The sequence below is a fragment of the Flavobacterium sp. genome (genome assembly GCF_043722275.1).
Lineage (GTDB): Bacteria > Bacteroidota > Bacteroidia > Flavobacteriales > Flavobacteriaceae > Flavobacterium.
On sequence record NZ_JAYSPC010000075.1, the window covers coordinates 1 to 20,928 of the forward strand.

Here is a 20,928-nt window from a genome sequence, read left to right on the forward strand (position 1 = left end):
GCTGAGCGAAGTCGAAGCCCACATTCTTATTGGCGCGCCTTCGACTCCGCTCAGGATGACAAAAATGGCGATCACCACAAACTTAAAATATTTGAATAAAAAATCCGTTTTTTTCCGCGTCTTCGCTTTAGCGAACCCGTTTCATCCGCGTACATTTTTCGCATAAAGTTTTGCAATCATAACGGTTAATGAAGCAACAATCTAAAATTGGAAATCTAAATTCTAAAATCAAAATCCGTAAGTTTGTATCTATGAAAAACAATTTCGATCTCAGAACGGTAAATGTTACACGTTACATCACGCCATTGCGCGAAGGCGGATCTTTACCCGCTTTAGCAGAAGCCGATGACGATTTTAAATACGTCTTGAAATTCAAAGGAGCCGGTCACGGCGTAAAAGCCTTAATAGCCGAATTAGTAGGCGGACAAATTGCTAAAGCCTTAAAACTGCAACTTCCCGAATTGGTTTTTGCCAATCTTGACGAGGCTTTTGGAAGAAGCGAAGCCGATGAAGAAATTCAGGATTTACTGCAAGGAAGTCAGGGATTAAATTTAGCACTACACTTTTTATCAGGCGCAATCACTTTTGATCCTGTTGTAACAACTGTCGACCCAAAATTAGCTTCACAAATTGTTTGGTTAGATGCATATATTACAAATGTAGATCGTACGTTTAGAAACACCAATATGTTGATTTGGCACAAGGAATTATGGCTTATCGATCATGGCGCATGTTTGTATTTTCATCATTCCTGGAACAATTGGGAACAACATGCCAAAAGTCCTTTTGCATTGATAAAAGATCACGTTTTATTGCCACAAGCTTCACTTTTAAAAGAAGTTGATGCCGAATATAAAGCACTTTTAACACCAGAAATTCTTGAAGAAATTGTAAACACGATTCCGGAAGAATGGCTAAAATGGGAAGAAACTGATGAAACGCCCGAAGCTTTGCGAAATGTATACTTACAGTTTCTACAAACCAGATTAAATAATTCCGAAATCTTTGTAAACCAAGCGTACAATGCAAGATAGTCACTTATATGAGTACGCCGTAATTCGTGTTGTACCAAGAGTAGAACGCGAAGAATTCCTGAATATCGGAATCATTTTGTTTTGCAAAAAAGCCAAATTTATAAAAGTATTACACCACATAAACGATGCAAAAATCGAAACTTTATCAGATGATTTTGATATTGAGCAATTGCATTGTAACATAACCGCTTTAGAAAAAATCGTAAACGGAGCCAAAGATGGCGGACCAATTGGCGAAATGGATATTCCGGAACGTTTTCGATGGCTGACTGCAATTCGTAGTTCGGCAATTCAAACTTCCAGACCGCACACAGGATTGTCTCAGGATTTAGAAAAAACGATTCATAGATTATTTGAAGAGTTAGTTCTTTAAGGAAAGTTCAAAGGTGCAGAGGTTCAAAGTAACAAAGGTTTTATGTAGAGGCGCACACTAGCGCGTTTAACATATTTAAAAAAATCTCGCGAAGTCGCAAAGTTTTTATTTTTCTTTGCGCCTCTGCGACTTTGCGCGATTAAAAAATCTTTGCGAATCTTTGCGTAACCCTTTGCGGTAGAACTTGAAACCTGAAACAAATAAAACTAAATTTTCGGATTAAAAATCCAATATTCCATAGAGGCATTCATTAGAAAAATGAACTATTATATTTTCCTTTTTTGGATTTTCAATGACTAATAAATCATGAGGTTGTAGATAGTATGGCTTTTCATTAATTTTTATAACAGTTATATGCAAAGAAAATAAAATGATAATTTCAGCAGCACAATTCTGATTACTATGGGTTATTTTTAGTTTGTGATGGGCAATTTTTTCAGAAACCATCCAATTAAAATCAGTACCATTTGTATAAGAAGTCACTTCATCATCTGAATTAAATTCCATGATTTCATATTTCTTATATATTTTTTCTTCTTTGTTTACCTCAATATTTAGTTGGTTATCAAGCATCATTAAGTATCGGTGATAATCTTTAAAGTTAGTAAACCCTGAAGGAACTTTCTCTATTGTAGCGCTGCTTATTCTGAATATAAAATCTCTATCAGTATACTTTGCTGTTTCCGGATATATCATATATTCATATGTCAATCCACCACTCCAAATAGAAGCTATAGTATCTTTTTTAGGTAAAAGGCGTATGTTCATTTATTGATATTTTATAGGACTTCAGTTTCCATATATATTTTAACCCCACTTTTAAATGAACTTATATCACTTATATGGTAAAAAAAATTTTGCGTCTTCGCGTCTTCGTGGCAAAAAAAAACTTAGATTCTTTTTTCTAAATATATAAATTCTAAAGGTTCATTTGAAATATTAATATGAATATCGCTTGAAGGAAAAGGTTCCCTTTCGCCAGTTTCAACATAACCATGACGTTTGTACCACGCAATAAGTTCAGCACGAACCGAAACAACCGTCATTAGAAGCGAGGATAAACCTAAAGTTTTAGCATGATTTTCGGCTTCAGCCAACATCTTTTTCCCTATTCCGCTATTTTGTAATTCAGGAGAAACTGTTAACATTCCCACATACAATTGATGTTCTTTCACGACCAATAAAACCGAACCAATAATCTGGTCATTCTCTGTAAATTTCAGAAATGTATTTTTAGAATCTAAAATGATTTCAGATAATTCCTCTTCGGTAGTTCTTTTTCCTTCTAATAAATGAGCTTCGGTTGTCCAGCCTTTTTTAGAGGTTTCGCCTCTATACGCTGAGTTTATTAACGTTGTTAATGCGGTAACGTCTTGTAATGTTGCTTTTGCGATCATGATAATATTTATACTGTGGTTATATTTTGAATTGTTTCCTGCTTTAGCTCAATGTCATTAAGTTAAGCTTTTAAAAAATAAAATCATTGCAAATCAATCCGTTTTTATCCGCGTTTTTACGAAGTAAATCTGTTTTATCCGCGTCAAAAATTAGACGCTGATTTTACTGATTCGCTAAAGCGAAAACGCTGATAAAAACGGATTTTTCTAACTACTTTCTTGATTAAACTGTTAAGTAATTTTATAGATTTCCCCTTAACTTAATGACATCGTGCTTTAGCTAGAGCAACAAATTAAGTTAAGCTTTTAAAAAATAAAATCATTGCAATCAAATCCGTTTTTATCCGCGTTTTTACGAAGTAAATCTGTTTTATCCGCGTCAAAATTAGACGCTGATTTTACTGATTTGCTAAAGCGAAAACGCTGATAAAAACGGATTTTTCTAATTACTTTCTGGATTAATCTGTTTTTCTTTTGCCCTAAAAACCCAATATTTAATCAGTGGAAAATTAAATCCATAAGAAACAAAACCATCCGTGATTAACCTTCCGATTCTGTAATCGATTTGAAATACTTTTTGCAAAATAAGCGTACCAAATGATTTTAAGGAAATGCTTCCCAATACAACCAACGCAAATTTAAAAAGCTGACTATTGATGTGATTGCTATAATCAGATTGATTTTTAAATACCCAAAATCTATTGATGCTGAAATTGATAATTGCGCCAACGGTTCCGGAGATTAAAATAGAAAAGGTAAAATGCAGTTTAAATACTTCTGTCAATAAAATCATCAAGCCATAATCAGTAATGCCGCCTAAAAATGCCGCAACTTGGGCTTGCAGAAAAGTTATAATGGATTTTTTGCTGAACATATCAGTCTTGGTTTTTATCTTTTAAATCTCCCAATTTTAAAAGCTTTAAGCTGTCTATAATATTGATTATAAACAATATAATAGTGATTAAACCGGCCAAATATGTAATTGATCCAGGAAATAAAACTTCTATAATTAAAATGAAAGCAATAATAAATCTAAGTTCTGTTGGACCAACAAAACCGGAATCTATACTGTATTCATTTGTAATTTTGTAGCGTAACTGACTGATAATGATCGACCAGCCATACAATACTACAAAAGCAAAAGCTACTATTTGTGTGCCATTTTTAGCATAAATGTAGTAGCCAAAGCCTATAAGTACAATACCAATCCAATCGGCAATAATATCAAGTGCAAAACCATACCAACGGCGTGGAATATTTCTATAATACGCTAATCTTCCATCTAAAGAATCACCTAACCAATTTATAATCAAACCGATAATACCCAAAAGCAAATACCGATTTGCTACATAAGTTCCTAAAACAAAAGCTAAAAAAACCAATCCAGAACCAAGCGTACCAATTAAAGTAAGTAAGTTTGGCGAAATGAATTTAGGCACCTTTGGCAGCAAAAATACAATCGTTAACTGTTCTGCTTTTTTTAAAATATTAGTTCGCTTACGGTCAGAAAATGTTCTTTGTACAATTGCACTATGACCTTCAATTTGTGTTTCTTTTTCCATTAATAACCCAATATTTGTAAGCCTGATAGTATAGTCAATTCTAGTTTTACGATTTTTAATTTTATTTTTCTATGCGTATTTTTAAAAGAATTAGCGGTTCTTTTTAGTTTACCTGATCTAACCAGATAACTAAATGCGAGGACAATAAGCATAATTATTTAACAATGCCTGCAAAACGTTGATAGAAAACCGTTGGGCTGTTCTCATTTTTAGGAGCATATTTTCCTGCGATAATCGGAATATAAATAACTCTTCTTCTGCTTTCTTCGCCACGGATAGATGATTCTGCAACTCTGTGCCACAAACGGCCATCGTGAATGGTTAAATCTCCAGCTTCCGGATTGATAGAAACTTCCTGTGGATCGGGTTTATTATCTAAAAAGTACTTTTTACGAAAAAGCATTTGATAAATACTTTGCTTGTGAGTTCCCGGAATAATTTTAAGTCCGCCGTTTTCTGGTTTTAAAGTACTTAAATGAATACCCACATTCAGCATTGGGTTTAATTTTGCACCATAAAAAATGTCTCTCACACCATCTGTATGCCAGCCCATTTTAGTAAACTTACTTTCTGGCCCGTTGATATAATGATTGAAAACCATTCCGTCTTTTTCTTCAGTACCTAATCTTGCGCCGTCGCCTGCCAATGGTAATAAAGTATTAAATCTTGGATCAAGCAAAAGACCGCTTAAGGTTTGATGATGCTGATTGATAAAAGCAAAACGTTGTACAATAGGAGATCCATCTAGATCTTTTCCATATTTAATGGGAACACCATTTACTTTTTGAAGATCATTGCCAATCCAATTTTGCTCCACTTGTTTCGAGGCATCGATAATTGATGAAACAGTTTCCGGATTTATAAATTTTTTGAAATGGATAAAGCCATATTCGTTAAAAAAGTTAATTTGCTCATCAGTTAATTGATCAGTAAGGGTAAAGGTTTTATAAGAAGATACCATGATAAATAGATTTAATAAATGAAATAATAATGTTTGTAATTATCTAAAAGATTAGCAACAGCAACAACAGCAACACATTCGTGTATCTGTGTGCTTTTGACCTTTAGGAAAATTAAAAATATTTCGTTTATTAGACATACTCTATAGAATTAGTAGATATTAAAACAAATATAATATAATTTCTGTTTTGCAAAAAATATTTTTTTATTTTTTTTTGAAAAAAATTAAATTTTATAAATGCCGGCAGCCGTTTTTTCGATAAATGCCTTTGGTAATATACGGTTGGCATAAACCGAAATGATATTCGTAAAACCCGGAATAACTTCTGATTTTTTGCTGAACATAGCTTTTACAGCAGTTTTTGCAACTTCATCAGGCTTCATATTAAACTTTTCAGCCATTTTGTTAAAAGGGTTTAAACCAGCTCTTGCAGCAAAACCAGTATCAACCGGACCCGGACTAAAACAGGTAACTGAAATGGAAGTTTGGGCGAGTTCGAAACGTAAGGCACGGGTAAACGATAAAACAAAAGCCTTTGTAGCCGAATAAACAGCGAGCGTAGGTACAGCCTGATATGCCGCAGTACTTGCTATATTTAAAATGTGGGCTTGTTTTTCTTGTGAAAGTATGGGGATTAATAAATGCGAAAGTTCTACAACTACTTTCATGTTAAGCTGCATCATTCCAAGCTGATCCGTTAAAGAAGACTGACTAAAATCTCCCCACACACCATAACCGGCATTGTTAACTAAAATGCCAACCGGATAGTTATTCATTTTTATCCAATTGGTTACTTTTAGCGATGCACCATTTACCGAAAGATCAATCGATAACACAGGAGCATTGATACCGTATTTAACCTGAAGATCATCGGATAGGACTTTTAATTCCTCGCTACTTCTTGCAACAAGCAATAATGGATAACCCTGTTTAGCCAATTCATAAGCAATAGATTTCCCAATGCCTTTGCTGGCTCCGGTTATTAAGGCATACGGTTTAGTTTTTTCGCTCATTTCATTAATTTAATCTTCAAATATAAAGATTAATTGTAAACCGTTGTGTGCAAAATTTCATATGGTAGCGTCTGCTCCCTTTGGAACTTCAATCTTTCATAAAATACATAGAAATTTGTCCAGTCGAGGTCACACAGCCAAAAGGCGCCAATTGAATACAATCGGTGCCTTTTTTTTGCGTATACCCAAGCGATCGGGTTAGAAATTGTTCAGTAAGGGGTACAAACAAAAAGCTCCCAATCATAGATTTGGGAGCTTTTTGTTATGCATTTTTGTTAATATCCAACAGCTTTTATAATATAATCTGGTCAATCAACATTTAGTGGTTGTCAAATTCCCTGCGGTTGTAAAAAGCATCATCATTACTATCATAACCCGGATCATTTTCAGGATAATAAGATTTCATTACTCTTCGTTCATATTCCCTGTCAAAATTATGCTGTCTGTTATATCTGCTTGTGTTTCTAAAGGTATCATATGCTATACTATTAGCCATAACAATTTTTGTGTCCTTGTTTATGTTTACAGATCCAATTGGTATAATAATATGGCTGTCTCCTTCATTATAGACAAACTCTTTTCCATTGTCGTTTGCTATAACATCACGAACCTCATGATGCTTGTCATCTATTAAACCTTTATCTAATTTTACATCCAGATAGACCACGCGCTGCATATCTTTATTAACCCAAAGATTATCAATTTTGCCTATTGTACGGTTGTCAGCATCTACGATCGTCCATCCTGTTACATCAGAATAATTTGAAGCAACTTTATAATTAGATAGTTCGTCCAGTCTGTATAAGTTTTTGTCTTTATTTTCCATAATTTCTTTATAAATAATTATCTACTTCTGGTTATTGTGCACTTGTACTAGTTTCGGTTTGTGTGGTGCTTTCACTACTAGTTTCATGATCTGTAAAATAGATGTAGTATATAACTGCTCCAAGGATTAGCACTAAGGCAATCCATGGCCATATCGGTTTCTTTTTCTCAATTTTAATTTCTGCCATAACACATTTTTTTTGATTATAAAATAGTTTTTATTTACTATTAAAGATACAAATGAAAGCAGCGTTAGAAGTATTTAATTTCAGCAGTATGTTACACAATTCCCAGTAGATTGATTCAGAAGATTATTTTAACCCATTGGGTGTAATTAAAAAAAACATATATTTCGACGCGGATTTAACGGATTCGTTATCACGAAGACGCGGATTTACACAGATCTTTTTTAAATTTTATAAAAAAATCTGCGTTTTTGCAAAGCAAATCTGTTTCATCCGCGTTCTAATTTATACAGTTTGTATTTTTAACTTAATTGCACCCAAAGGGTTATTTTATTATTTGAGTAAGGAACATTATGGAAATCGTGTCTTTTTTTATAAAGTATTAACCAACTTTGCAAAACATCATTTTCCCTAGAATCTCCTTAACAAATCAACAACAACCTATATTCGCCTTCATTTTCTATTGGTGCTCTATGAATACAAGGCAGCACTTTTTGTTTTGGATGATCTACGGCCAGTCGCCAAAGATGCCCTAATCCTAAATTAATAGGTGCTGCATCCGGATTTACCTGATAATGCAAATCAAAATAATTTTCCTCCAGAAAGTTTCCGAATTCTTCTGGTGGTCCGTCATACAGCTCTTTTAACTTGGTTCGGATTTCCGGAATAAGGATTTTTTGCTCTGCTTGCGAATTAGCAATAATATCGCTTGCCGCTCCGTGATAAGTACATAAAAAAGTATCTGTTGCAATGGGCGAACGATCAACATGAAACGAATATACATCGGTCGAAATGAAATCAAATTCCTCATCACGTTCATAACACTTCAGTAAATTAAGTGAGGGTGAAGCGCCAAAATCAGTTAATAATTGTAAATCATTTAAGATTATTTCCCTTGCTATATTTCCCTTTTCGGATAATTGGAGCGCAATGAGATCTTCAGGATGAACTTCGGTTATATTTTCTTTTATAGATAACTGGGTTACAATCTCGTTAAAATCACCATTTAGATTTCTGTGCCAGCATAGGGCATTCATTTCTCCCTTGAAATCCGTATGTATAAGCTCAGGGAAAGAAGATACTGTTCCTATTTGGTTATTGCCAGAAAATGTATTGCTCATAGTGTAATATTAAGAAGCTGGTTGCTTCATGCATTACAAAATTATGTAATAGTAAATTAGTAAAGGTTAAGTATCAAAACAAAATTGTCTTAGTTGATTAAACTAAGACAATTTTGTTTTTAATAGCATATAAAACTAAGCCTATTCTGGTTTTGATTTCTAATTTGTCAAACAAACATTCCCTGTAACCGTCGATTGTTTTTGGGCTCAGACACATTTCTGAGGCAATTTCCTTGTATGTTTTTTCAGTACAGGCGTGTTTTATAAAAATGAGTTCCTTGTCTTTTAAATTGATTTTTGTAGATTCATTATTGGCTTTTTTTACGAGCATTCCCGAGACTAATTCGGTAAAATAAAAACCTTTTTCAATAACCGAAATCATCCCATCCTTAAATATTTCCGGTGATGTATCTTTTAGTAAATAACCTTTGGCACCGTTAGTCAGCATTTTAATTATAATCTCTTCATCATCATTTACAGATAGTGCGATAACTTTAAGTTCAGGTCTGTTTTCCTTAATCCATTTCATCGTACTTACGCCATCTAAAACAGGCATATTTACATCAAGTAAAATTAAATCAACATCAGAGTCGATGTTTTCCTGCAAGTACGAAATGAATACTTTTCCATTTTCAAAGCGATTAATTACTTCAAAATCTTTAAAACTATTGATCAAAAGCTGTAGTGATTGAGAAAATAGCAAATGATCATCTACAATAATAATTTTGTTTTTAGGTTTCATTGAGTTTTGTTAAAGGATATTCTAAGGTTACGGTTGTTCCTGCTGGGTCTGATTGCATAATTAATGTGGCTCCAATTAATTTAGCTCTTAATTTCATGTTGTTTAATCCAATTCCGGAATTTATAGTAAGCGGATCATAACCAATTCCAAAATCCTTAAATTTTAATAAAAAAACAGTCTCTGTTGTCGTAATATTTACTTCAAATAAATCACTGTGAGAATGTTTCAGGCTGTTGTGTAATGCTTCCTGAAAAATCCTGTAAATAAATAAATCATGTTGTTCATTAATGTAAGGAATTTCTCCTGTAAAGTTATAATTAAATTGGATATTTTTAAGCTTTTTTATTCGCACTAAATCTTGTTTTATTGCTTCTATAAAATTGGTTTGCAGTAAATTATCTTTATTGATGATTCGGGATAAAATTCTGATTTCATCTAATGATTTAGCCAGGATTTGTTTCAGGTCAGTCAATTCTGTCTCAAGAACCGGCTCTCCGCTCTTGATGTACATATTGAGCTGCATAATACCAACAGACACAATTTGTCCAATATTATCATGCAATTCCTTACTAATTTCGCTTAAAGTCTGATCTTTAATTTCAATTCTCGTTTTGACTAATTCGGATTGAAAATACAGTTCAGATTCCATTTTTTCGACCAAATAAGTATTCTTCTTCTTTAAAAAATAAAAGAAAATGACAAGCAGAATAACCAGTAAAGTAAAAAAAACAATACCTAATGAAATGACTAATAGTTGTACCTCTTTTCGCTCCATAAAAATCCAATAATAAAGCAACTATGCGTTAGAAAATTCAAAATAAATAATACTAAACTAAATATGGACTCATCATGTTTGATCAGAAACCATTTTAAAGCTAGCATAAAAGGTAAAAAAGGCACATGAAAGATCAGAATGCCTAAGATGTACCAAAAAAACACTGATTTTTTAAAATTTAATATCTTGTCCGAGTTAAAAATTTCTATCAAATATAAGCAAGATAATATCATAACTATCAGAACTCCAATTGCAAAACTATAAATAAACGAATGATTTATATCATCTATGAAATATAGGATATTCAGAAAAAAAGAAAATATAAATAATATCAAACCAAATGTTGCAACTGTTTTACTATGGATTTTGAGTAAAAGGCTCTTTAAAAGAAGAATATAGGCGGAGAAACTAAATAACATGTAAAAATTAAATACATAATAATTAAGTATGCCCGTCCATTCAGTAAAATGATAGCCAATTACTTCTACCAAAGCCGAAAACCATATTAAAGCAACTAATAATTTAGCTTTTTTACCGGGAAGTTTATGGAGTGAAATCAATCCGATACTTCCAGAAAATAAAGCTAAGTAGACAATATAAAATCGTAAAAATTCAAACATAATTTTTTAATATGTTAATTCAGGCGGTCTTCCAATACTGCCATAATTCATTGGTTCAATAGTCGATATATCTGCATCTTCCTTTTCGCGAACAAGAGCAAAAGTCTGAATACCTGTAGTATTAATTCGGTTTTTTTTGCCTGTTGCTGTTAAAAACAAAGTCATTAAACCTGCTTTATCTTCATATTTTCTGTCTTCAGGATATACTCCAAAATAAAAGCGGATTCCGTTTACAGTATAACCCGTTTTTTCGCCTTTAGTTTTGATATAATGGATGTAATTTTCCAGTTCTTCTATAGAAAACCAAACAGCATTTGAATCTTCTTTTTTAATGTATTTCGCAATTATGCTGGCTCTGTACCTCATAAAGTTCGAATGTAATTCCTGACCGAATTTTTTAGTAATTAACTGAGTGGGTTTTCCTGGTTCTGTTTTCATAATCTTAAAATTTAAATCATTTAATGGTTAAAGGTTAATTTATTGTTTCATAAAGTTTTAAATAAAAACTCAGGGTCAAAATTATTTTAAAGCTTCAAAGTTAACAAGGGGAAATATACCCTTTTTTCATAGGGTAAATTTATTCAAAAAATAGGGTTAAAGTGCTGTTTCATAGTAATTTATAAAAAATGAATTTTACATCGTTCATTTTAAGCATTTGTATGACGATAAATATGAGCATTAACATTAATAAGTAATAACTAAAATTTTTTAAATTATGTCACAACCAACCCCACTAGGTTATCCTCATGCAGGAGCCGGTACAGTAGAAATTCTTTTAGAAAAAGAAGACGGAGCAGATTTCGCAGTACTTTTTTCACCAGATCCTAATAATATGTTATTAAGAGATGCTGGTTTGCCAATGCAATTTTACTATTATCCAAAGTATCCGAGACTTTCAAAACATCCGGACGGAAGATTTAAATTTTCGATGCAGGTTTTTAAAGGTGAAGCAGATTCCTCAACTGTAATTGGTGCTGAAGGACTTGAAGAAGAAGCCGGAGCTTACACCACATTAACAAGTACAATTGATTTGCCTGAAGCATTATTAAAAAAAGCAATTGACAAATTAAAAACCACGCTTCAAACAAACTATAGTAATCAAAGACAATCAAAACTCTTTGGGTTATTCTCCTTTTTGAAAGGAGTTGACAGAGATTTTAATGAAACTAATGTAAGACCAATTCAGTTGACCGAAAACAGAATTTCAATGCACGTTGTAGGCGAAAAATCACCTAATAATCCTTTTGGCGGAGCAAATCCGTGGACTTTTAATATTCAGGGAGAAGGCGCAGGAAGTACTTTTGGACTTGGCGATAATGCATTTTCGATTTTAATGGGGCGTAATAGTGCTTCGTTAGTAAAAAATGCTCTGGAAGCAGGAACGAATAACCTTGTGATTGAAAATAACATAAAATACAAAGGTTACCTGCCCACTACAACAATTAAAACTACTATAGATGTAAAAAAAGTACATACTTATTTTTCGGCAAAAGCAAACGTAAGCTGGTCATTTGTAGATGTAAACTGGGAACATGAATATGAAAAAATTCTGACTACCGGAGGAATCATAAGTGAGGTTATTACCGATAATCAATTCACAAATGACGAAAGAAAAAAAGTAGAAGAAGCACTTTTGACAAAACAAAGAGATTTTGCTTTTCAATTAGTTCAAAAAGAAATATTTGATGCGCCGGAAAAACAATTTACACCAGCAGCAACACCAGAAAAACCAGGAGGATTTTTCAGAATCCTTTTCGGAATTGGAAGCGTAGGAGTAAGCCTGAAATCCGGAACTCAAATTAGACAAGTTCAATTTACAGATGAAATAAAATTCTCAGCAATTGAAGTTTTAGATTCAAAAATTAGCGGAAATTTAACTCCATTGACCTTAAAAACAGGTCCGGCAGCAAAAGAAGACCTGAAGCAATATATTGTAGAAGTTCCGCTTGACGAAGATTTCCAAAAAGTTCAGGTTATTGCATCTCTAAACGGAGGATTAATCAAACTGGATAAAGACAGCGATATTGTTAATGATAGTCCTGTAAGTCAGGTTTCTATAGAAGTTGGTTATCCGGATTCTAAAGGAAAAATCGTTTGGAAAAGCTCAGGAAGAATGATTGCTCCCGAAGGAACTCCATATGTGAAAAACACAAGTAAATCCGGAAAAGAAATTGATGCTATTTTCCCTGCAACCTGGAACGATAAATCGAGAGAGAAAAATGCATTTGTTTTTGATTTTGTAAAAAATAACGGTTCAAGTAAAATTAAAGTACGTCAGGAAGTGATGTACGAAAAAGACAAACGCATCAAATTGAAAGACAGCGTTAGGGAATTTGAGTTTGAAGGAACTAAAATATTCGTGCCGCTTCCGGTGATGAATATGACCAATTATACATTATCGACCGAAGCGCTTTATGAATGTGATACGCTTGAAGTGACACTTAAAGTAGATAAAATGTCCTCGAAAAAATTCAAATTTACAGCAGATAATTTCGAAGATGCGATTCCGTACAGATCTTGGTATGAATTAGATTATACCATTAAACCAACAGAATACAAAGTAAAATATACTTGTAACGGTAAAATTGGCAAAAAAGCCAAAAAGGTTTCCGTCTCAACAGATTATCAAAAAATTGATTATTTAGAAGGGGATGTTTTATTTGAAATTCCAGCAGGAACTGCGGCACAAAGCGCTGATATCGAAAAAATCAGAGCTGCATTTTCAGAGTAATTTTTTTGATACAATAGATAAAGGGGACATTTTTTGTCCCTTTTGTTTTCTAATCATAAATCCTAAAACCGAACAATCATGCCAGATTTAAATACATTTAAGCTTGAAGGAACAAGATTAGTTCCTATCAACAGGTTCAATCTTGAACCATCAAAACCCAGCAGTTCCTTTACGGCTGTAACAGTAAAAAAAGAACCACAATTTACAGTTATAGAACATCCTATAATTCATTCGATAGATATAAAACCAATCCCTGTTATAATTGGTTTTCCAATATTTGAAACTTACTTTCCTTTAATTGAAGGAGATAATGCGATCACAGAGAATGATTCCTTTAAAGATTATTTTAAAAATGAAATCACCTTATTTTTTCCTCAAATAGAAACAGAACCTAATAACGGAACTATTTTTTATTATGAAAATATACTTGATAAATCAGGAAATAAAAGCGGATTAGCGGGAAAAGTAACCTTAAAATACAGTATCAAAACCAAACCTTTACAAGCAAACCAAAAAAATATTGCTTTAAACCTAAGAGAGGCAATTTTAAATTTAAAAGTGAATCATGATACCGTTAAAATCAACGGAATTGTAAACACAACAACACAGGAAATTCAGTTTGATTTGATTGATGAAGCCGTGAAAATTGCCTTTATGAATCTTGTTTCAAACATTAGCGATATGAAATGTAACGTTGATTTATTTTTTGATTTTAAAGGATATTCAAAAGTAAAAAGGAACTTTTTGTTTGCAAGGGATTTTACGGTTTTAAGAAGCCAAAACATCACTAAAAAAGATTTAGTTTCAACCAGATCATTGCTAGAACCAAAAGTAACACTTATAAATAGTCCGCTAATGGTGAAATCAGCAACGATAAATAATATTGCACCAAGCAGAGTTATCGCTGATATTCAAAAAGAAAATAATATAAAAGCCGGAGATCAGGAAGAATTTGTAAAAAGTACGTTTCTGTTGAAAATCAATAAAACTTTAAATTTTCCGCTTTCTGTAAATGCGGCGACAAGTTTGTATAAAACGATCGATGGCGGATTTATAAATAATCCTTTCAATTTAAATGAAGACTTTTCTCAGTTCAAGCAAATATTTGTTTCGGGATTTAATTTTGATAAACTTTCGATTTATAAATCTATGGTTCAGCCCAATACATTTTTGCTGATTTCGAAGATTTATAACCTTTCAAAAGATTTAAATACGATGAAACCCTGTATTTCGACAATTTTTCATGCGTATGAAGATGGAACAAGTACATCTGAAGAGATTTCGAAAATTAGTTTTCAGTTTGCCATTGGTCCAAATCTTTCTGATTTTGATCTTGCCAAATTAAAAATCGCATTGCTCAATAATAACTTTATTGATGGCGATATAACAGAGTATTTTGATAAAGTTCAATTTTTATTTCCGAATGATATTGCTGCCGAATACGAAGTGAGCGGGAATTATTTTTTGCAGAAATCTGATATTGCAACAGATGGTAAACATTTTCTGTTCAATCTTTCAACCGAAGATTTATCTGAAGCAAGTATCATGATTAATGCGTTAAACAATACAATTACACAATATGCGAATATCAATTTTAAGCATAAGGAAATAAAAGATACAAGTGTGATCGAACTCAATATCGAAAATACAATTGGCGAAATTGTCGAAGCAATAATTGATAATGACGGCAAAAAAATAAAAATCAACAATCAGTCAATTTCAAATTGCAAACTCAATTCTATTTTGATGGTTTACAATCAAAACACCACTTATTTAAATAGCACTTTCTTCAAGAATTATCCGGAATTGATTAGTAATGATACAAAGTTTCTTGAATTTACGGCTGTTAATCCAACAACTACGGATGCTTTAAAAAGTGTTTATTTCGACTTCGAAAATATCGAAAATATTAGTTCAGAATTTAATCAGGTCGTTTCGCAATCAACAAGTTATAATAGATATATTCAGGTTGAAATTAAAAGCCAAAGCGCAGCAACAAGCAAAATAACAATTGAATTGACGGTTCAGGAAACGGGAAGTAAATTTACAATTGAACGTTTAAAAGCTGAATTTTCAACACCAATTCTGTTCAATTTTATTATAAAAAACAGTCTGAACAATAACACTCTGATATCTTATAAAGTCAATTATTTTGATAAAAATGACAATTTGATAAGTTCCAGAAACGATGTTTTTAATTTTCTGGCATCTTCAAAAATAATTATAAATAAAAAGTCATGAGAACGATAAAATCAGGCACAAAATCAACTGAAGTTTATTACTTAAATGAACTTCTTGAAGAACTCAAATACGGCGTTATTGTTTCTGATTATTTTGATGCCGAAACTGATAAAGCCGTAAAAGATTTTCAACTCACCAATAATTTAGTTGTAGATGGCATTGTGGGTTTAAAAACCTGGTCTATGCTAATTGAAAAAAGTAAAGGAGGATTTTCGTCCAACAGCAAATTACTTTCTGAACAAAATTTAATTGACTTTGCAAATGAACACAATCTGGAATTAGCGGTTATTAAAGCCGTTAATGAAGTTGAAAGCGGAGGAAAGGGCTTTCTGGTCGACGGACGTCCGAAAATTTTATTTGAAGGACATATTTTTTGGCGAGAACTCGAAAAACGAAATATTGATCCCAATGATTATAGTAACAATAATAGTCAGGATATTTTATTTAAGAAATATACAAGATCCTACTATTTAGGAGGAACAGCAGAATATGCACGATTAGAAAAAGCAATATCATTAGGAGTCGACAAAAAGTTCAGCGATGCGGCAAAATGCGCTGTGTCTTGGGGTTTGTATCAAATAATGGGTTTTAATGCGCTCACAATAGGATATGAAACTATAGATAAATTTGTAGATAAAATGTATTTGAACGAAGGCGAACATCTCAAAGCTTTTGGTTTGTTTTTAAAAAAAAATAATCTGATAAGTTTTCTAAAAAACAAAAAATGGGCAGATTTTGCTTTAAGATATAATGGTGCAGGATATAAGGCAAATAAATATGATGACAAATTAATGAAAGCTTACACCAAATTTAATTCCTGAATAAGAGAGGTAGTTTCAGGTTTCAAGTTTTAGTTTGTTTTGTTTCATGTTTCAGGTTTGTGGGAATGTTTTATAACCGCAAAGTTCACAGTCCTGATAGCTATCAGGATACGCACAGCACACAAAAGCTTTGCGAACTTAAACGACAAACTTAGAAAAAAACCTTTGCGAACTTTGCGGTAAAATTATGCCCAAGCCAAAACCTGAAACAAACCAAACCTGAAACAAAAGAAACCTGAAACAAACCAAACCTGAAACATGAAACAAAAAATAAAACCCGACAGCTTTTTAATTCTGTCGGGTTTGCAATTATAGTAGGATAGATTTTATCGTAATGTAGCGCCAAGTTCAGTCTCAAAAGTTTGTTGCAATTTCGACATTAATTTATCAATTTGAACATCTGTAAGCGTTTTTGTATTGTCCTGAATAGTGAAACTCAAAGCATACGATTTTTTGCCTTCCGGAAGTTTTTCACCTTCGTAAACATCAAACAAATTAACATCTTTCAAAAGAACTTTTTCTGTTTGCTTCGCAAGATTAAAGATACTTTCGTAGGTTGTATTTTTATCAATTAATAACGCTAAATCTCTACGAACTTCAGGATATTTAGGGATTTCAGAATATTTAATTTTTCCTGTGATAATTTTCAGAATCAAATCCCAATTGAAATCAGCGAAATAAACATCTTGTTTGATTCCGAAATGTTTCAGGATTGATTTTTTAATAACCCCAATTTCTACTAATGTATCATTGTTGTAGCAAATTGCCGTTCCTTCTGAAAAAATATCGCTTCGAACCGGAGCATTAGAAATTTTCTCAATTCCTAAACGGGCTATAATACCTTTTACATATCCTTTTAATAAAAAGAAATCAGTAGTTTTTTGAGTATTTGTCCAGCTTTCCTTGTTTCTGTTTCCTGAAATCAACAAAGTTAAATGTTTGTGTTCTTCGTATCCGTTAAGGTATTTATGATAAGACTTTCCGAATTCAAATAATTTTAAATCGGCATTTTTTCTGTTGATATTATACGAGATTGCTTCTAAACCGGAGAACAATAATGATTGGCGCAAAGTAGATAAATCACTGCTCAACGGATTCAACATTGTAACGTTGTGTTCTTCTTTTAAAACCGTCGATAATTTTGCGTAAGCCGCTGTTGTCAAAGAGTTTGCCATCATTTCATGAAATCCTTGTGAGTTCAATTGTGCTGCGATAACATTTTGTACCTTATAATCTTCGGTTCTTGGTGAATTAGAAACCGTTGCATTGAATTTTTTAGAAAAATTGATGTTGTTATAACCGTAAACTCTCAAAATTTCTTCAATTACATCAATTTCACGTTGAACATCAACACGGTATGCCGGAATTGTTAAACCTAAACCAGAATCAGAAACGCTGTTTACTTTAATATCTAAAGAAACCAAAATCTTTTTGATCGTGTCTTTCGGAATTTCCTGTCCAATGATTTTAGAAACATGGCTGAAATTCAATAAAACAGAGAAATCTTCTATTTTTTTAGGATAAACTTCCACAACATCAGAAGTTATTTTTCCACCCGCAACTTCCTGAATTAAAAGTGCAGCACGTTTCAATGCATATTCTGTAATTGTTGGGTCAATTCCTCTTTCAAATCTAAAAGAAGCATCTGTATTCAATTGATGTCTTTTTGCTGTTTTACGAACGCTAACGGCATCAAAATAAGCACTTTCTAAAAATATAGTTGTTGTTCCTTCTGTAACTCCTGATTTTTTTCCTCCAAAAACTCCCGCAATACAAAGCGGACCTTTTTCGTCGCAAATCATTAAATCTTCTTTGTGCAATGTTCTTTCAACATCATCTAAAGTCACAAACTTAGTTCCTTCAGGAAGTGTTTTTACGATTACCTTTCCGTTGATTTTTGCAGCATCAAAGGCGTGAAGCGGTTGGCCTAATTCGTGTAAAACGTAATTAGTAACATCGACAATATTATTTTTTGGACTTAATCCAATGGCTTTTAAACGATCTTGCAACCACGCCGGAGATTCCTGAACAGAAATTCCTGAAATAGTTACACCGCAATATCTTGGCGCTAAAAGAGGCTCTTCAACATTTACATCAATTTTTAATGTACGCATGTCCACTCTGAAATTACTCACAGATGGCGTGATTAATTCCACGTTTACACCACGTTGCAGCATTCCCGCTCTTAAATCACGCGCAGTTCCCAGGTGACTCATCGCATCGGCACGATTGGGCGTTAAGCCAATTTCGAACACTTCATCATTTGCAACCTGAAAAACTTCAGATGCCGCAGTTCCCGGAACTAAATCTTCAGCTAAAACCATAATTCCGTCATGGCCCGTACCCAAACCTAATTCATCTTCGGCACAAATCATTCCGTGGCTTTCCTGTCCTCGAATCTTACCTTTTTTAATAGTAAATTCAGCACCATCTTTATCATATAAAACAGTTCCAATAGTAGCAACAGGAACTTTTTGTCCCGCCGCAACATTCGCTGCACCGCAAACAATTTGTATAGGAGCTTCCAGACCAATATTTACAGTTGTAATGTTTAATCTATCCGCATCAGGATGTTTTTCGCAAGTAAGTACGTGTCCTACAACAACTCCTTCTAAACCGCCTTTAACCGATTGGTATTTTTCGACAACTTCAACTTCCAGACCTAAATCCGTAAGTAATTCTGAAGTTTGCTCAGATGTCCAGTCTGTTTTAATAAATTGTTTTAACCAGTTGTAAGATATTTTCATGTTAACTTTTTTGTTCTTGTATAAGAATACAAATATAAGGATTGCGAAGTGTAGTAAGAAACAATTTATTTGGTTTTTTTATACTGTTTTTATTTTAAATAAAAGGCGTTGTAAATGAGTATCTTGTAGTTTTTGAGCCAATATTTTGGTAATTTAATATTAAAAGTTAGTTATAAAAACGAATGTGTAATATTTGTACTATAACGTGACCGAAAAGTGCTATTCTGTTTCATAATATGAAGGTAAATTTGAAATGAATCAAAAAATTATTATTATGAGTACTATAGCGCAAAGACCTGAATTTAAGGCAAAATATGAGAATTATATCAACGGAAAATTTACAGCTCCAATAAAAGGAGAATATTTTGATGTTGTTTCTCCAATTGACGGAAAAATATTTACAAAAGCCGCTCATTCAGGTAAAGAAGATTTAGAATTAGCCGTAGATGCAGCGTACGAAGCGTTCAAAACCTGGGGGAAAACTTCGGTAACTGAACGAAGCATTTTACTAAATAAGATTGCGCAAAAAATAGAAGATAACCTTGAATATATTGCGACTGTAGAAACGATTGATAACGGAAAACCAATTCGTGAAACCCTTGCAGCAGATATTCCGTTAGCGATTGATCACTTTAGATATTTCGCGGGAGTAATTCGTGCCGAAGAAAGTTCAATTGCAGAACTGGATTCTCTAACCGTTTCCATTGCGTTAAGCGAACCGTTAGGCGTTATCGCTCAGATTATTCCGTGGAATTTCCCAATTTTAATGGCAGTCTGGAAAATTGCTCCGGCATTAGCGGCAGGAAATACAATAGTTTTAAAGCCTGCCGAAAGTACGCCGATTTCTATTTTAGTTTTAATGGAATTAATAGGAGATATTCTTCCTCCGGGAGTTTTAAATATCGTAAACGGTTTTGGTGCAGAACTGGGTCGACCTTTAGTAACCAATAAAAAAGTGGCTAAAGCAGCATTTACAGGATCTACAACAACAGGACGTTTGGTTATGCAATATGCAACCGAAAATATTATTCCGGTTACGCTTGAACTTGGTGGTAAATCGCCAAATATTTTCTTTCCGTCAATAGCAGATCACGATGATGATTTTTTTGATAAAGCAATTGAAGGTGCCGTTTTATTCACCTTAAATCAAGGTGAAATTTGTACTTGTCCGTCAAGATTGTTAATTCACGAAGATATATATGAGAAGTTTATTGCCAGAGTTATCGAAAGAACCGAAGCAATTATTGCCGGAAATCCGTTAGATAAATCAACTATGATTGGTGCGCAGACTTCACTTGTTCAAAAGGAAAAAATCATGTCGTATATCAAATTAGGAAAAGAAGAAGGAGCAGAATTACTTACCGGAGGTGATGAAAATCATTTAGGCGGAGATCTTGAAGGCGGTTATTACATCAAACCGACTTTGTTTAAAGGACATAATAAAATGAGAATTTTTCAGGAAGAAATTTTCGGACCTGTTTTAGCCGTTACAACTTTTAAAACCACCGAAGAAGCCATTGAAATTGCGAATGATACCATGTACGGATTAGGTGCAGGAGTCTGGACGCGTGATGCACACGAAATTTATCAGGTTCCTAGAGCGATTCAGTCCGGTCGTGTCTGGATCAATCAATACCATTCATATCCTGCCGGAGCACCTTTTGGAGGTTATAAACAATCCGGAATTGGTCGTGAAAACCATAAAATGATGTTAGGACAATACCGTCAGACAAAAAATATGCTGATTTCTTATGATAAAAAGAAATTAGGTTTCTTTTAA

19 protein-coding genes are annotated in these 20,928 nt (G+C 33.1%); 6 read left to right on the forward strand and 13 right to left on the reverse strand.

The window, feature by feature from the left end; genetic code table 11:
* Window positions 1–251 precede the first annotated feature (251 nt).
* Together ACHZDT_RS10230 and ACHZDT_RS10235 are read left to right on the forward strand one after the other, a co-directional pair.
* A complete protein-coding gene (locus tag ACHZDT_RS10230; RefSeq protein WP_394774524.1) occupies window positions 252–1,034 on the forward strand; it encodes a HipA family kinase in 783 nt (260 codons plus the stop codon).
* On the forward strand, window positions 1,024–1,407 hold the full coding sequence (locus ACHZDT_RS10235; RefSeq protein WP_394774525.1) for a DUF3037 domain-containing protein: 384 nt from the start codon (window positions 1,024–1,026) through the stop codon (window positions 1,405–1,407). The genes ACHZDT_RS10230 and ACHZDT_RS10235 overlap by 11 nt, the downstream gene beginning before the upstream one ends.
* A 219-nt stretch (window positions 1,408–1,626) precedes the next feature.
* Here ACHZDT_RS10235 and ACHZDT_RS10240 read toward each other — a convergent pair whose 3' ends face one another.
* The 12 genes from ACHZDT_RS10240 to ACHZDT_RS10295 form a co-directional block, all read right to left on the reverse strand.
* The gene (locus ACHZDT_RS10240; protein WP_394774526.1) at window positions 1,627–2,175 is read right to left on the reverse strand and encodes a HutD family protein; all 549 of its coding nucleotides are present in this window, start codon (window positions 2,173–2,175) and stop codon (window positions 1,627–1,629) included.
* A 122-nt stretch (window positions 2,176–2,297) separates the two neighbouring features.
* On the reverse strand, window positions 2,298–2,804 hold the full coding sequence (locus ACHZDT_RS10245) for a GNAT family N-acetyltransferase (RefSeq protein ID WP_394774527.1): 507 nt from the start codon (window positions 2,802–2,804) through the stop codon (window positions 2,298–2,300).
* A gap of 442 nt (window positions 2,805–3,246) precedes the next feature.
* Complete coding sequence (locus tag ACHZDT_RS10250) at window positions 3,247–3,678, reverse strand: GtrA family protein (RefSeq protein WP_394774528.1); 432 nt, start codon at window positions 3,676–3,678, stop codon at window positions 3,247–3,249.
* Between the two features lies 1 nt (window position 3,679).
* Window positions 3,680–4,366, reverse strand: a complete 687-nt coding sequence (locus tag ACHZDT_RS10255; protein ID WP_394774529.1) for a CDP-alcohol phosphatidyltransferase family protein — start codon at window positions 4,364–4,366, stop codon at window positions 3,680–3,682.
* Window positions 4,367–4,520: 154 nt separating this feature from the next.
* A complete protein-coding gene (locus tag ACHZDT_RS10260; protein ID WP_394774530.1) occupies window positions 4,521–5,327 on the reverse strand; it encodes a phytanoyl-CoA dioxygenase family protein in 807 nt (268 codons plus the stop codon).
* A gap of 224 nt (window positions 5,328–5,551) precedes the next feature.
* A complete protein-coding gene (locus ACHZDT_RS10265; RefSeq protein WP_394774532.1) occupies window positions 5,552–6,340 on the reverse strand; it encodes an SDR family NAD(P)-dependent oxidoreductase in 789 nt (262 codons plus the stop codon).
* A gap of 319 nt (window positions 6,341–6,659) precedes the next feature.
* Window positions 6,660–7,166 carry a PRC-barrel domain-containing protein gene (locus ACHZDT_RS10270; RefSeq protein ID WP_394774533.1) on the reverse strand — a complete coding sequence of 169 codons (507 nt, stop codon included), beginning with the start codon at window positions 7,164–7,166 and terminating at the stop codon, window positions 6,660–6,662.
* 31 nt (window positions 7,167–7,197) lie between these two features.
* A complete protein-coding gene (locus ACHZDT_RS10275; RefSeq protein WP_394774534.1) occupies window positions 7,198–7,353 on the reverse strand; it encodes a hypothetical protein in 156 nt (51 codons plus the stop codon).
* 419 nt (window positions 7,354–7,772) lie between these two features.
* Complete coding sequence (locus ACHZDT_RS10280) at window positions 7,773–8,471, reverse strand: DUF1826 domain-containing protein (protein ID WP_394774536.1); 699 nt, start codon at window positions 8,469–8,471, stop codon at window positions 7,773–7,775.
* 97 nt (window positions 8,472–8,568) lie between these two features.
* Entirely contained in the window at window positions 8,569–9,213 is a 645-nt protein-coding gene (locus ACHZDT_RS10285; RefSeq protein ID WP_394774537.1) for a response regulator, read from the reverse strand.
* On the reverse strand, window positions 9,203–9,988 hold the full coding sequence (locus ACHZDT_RS10290; protein WP_394774538.1) for a sensor histidine kinase: 786 nt from the start codon (window positions 9,986–9,988) through the stop codon (window positions 9,203–9,205). Before ACHZDT_RS10290 ends, ACHZDT_RS10285 begins: the two co-directional genes overlap by 11 nt.
* A 626-nt stretch (window positions 9,989–10,614) precedes the next feature.
* Entirely contained in the window at window positions 10,615–11,046 is a 432-nt protein-coding gene (locus tag ACHZDT_RS10295) for a hypothetical protein (protein ID WP_394774539.1), read from the reverse strand.
* A gap of 277 nt (window positions 11,047–11,323) precedes the next feature.
* Here ACHZDT_RS10295 and ACHZDT_RS10300 point away from each other — a divergent pair, with 277 nt between their 5' ends.
* The 3 genes from ACHZDT_RS10300 to ACHZDT_RS10310 all read left to right on the forward strand — a co-directional run bounded on the left by ACHZDT_RS10300 (window position 11,324) and on the right by ACHZDT_RS10310 (window position 16,401).
* Window positions 11,324–13,339, forward strand: coding sequence for a hypothetical protein (locus tag ACHZDT_RS10300; protein WP_394774540.1), 2,016 nt, complete (start codon window positions 11,324–11,326; stop codon window positions 13,337–13,339).
* Window positions 13,340–13,417: 78 nt separating this feature from the next.
* On the forward strand, window positions 13,418–15,580 hold the full coding sequence (locus ACHZDT_RS10305) for a hypothetical protein (RefSeq protein WP_394774541.1): 2,163 nt from the start codon (window positions 13,418–13,420) through the stop codon (window positions 15,578–15,580).
* Window positions 15,577–16,401 (forward strand): N-acetylmuramidase domain-containing protein, encoded by an 825-nt coding sequence (locus ACHZDT_RS10310; RefSeq protein ID WP_394774542.1) that lies wholly within the window; start codon window positions 15,577–15,579, stop codon window positions 16,399–16,401. Before ACHZDT_RS10305 ends, ACHZDT_RS10310 begins: the two co-directional genes overlap by 4 nt.
* Window positions 16,402–16,727: 326 nt before the next feature.
* Here the strand turns inward: ACHZDT_RS10310 and pheT are convergent, their stop codons facing one another.
* Entirely contained in the window at window positions 16,728–19,148 is a 2,421-nt protein-coding gene (gene pheT, locus ACHZDT_RS10315) for a phenylalanine--tRNA ligase subunit beta (RefSeq protein WP_394774543.1), read from the reverse strand.
* Between the two features lie 274 nt (window positions 19,149–19,422).
* On the opposite strand from pheT, the gene ACHZDT_RS10320 reads away from it, so the two are divergent.
* Window positions 19,423–20,928: an aldehyde dehydrogenase family protein gene (locus ACHZDT_RS10320; protein WP_394774544.1), complete on the forward strand. Its 1,506-nt coding sequence runs from the start codon at window positions 19,423–19,425 to the stop codon at window positions 20,926–20,928.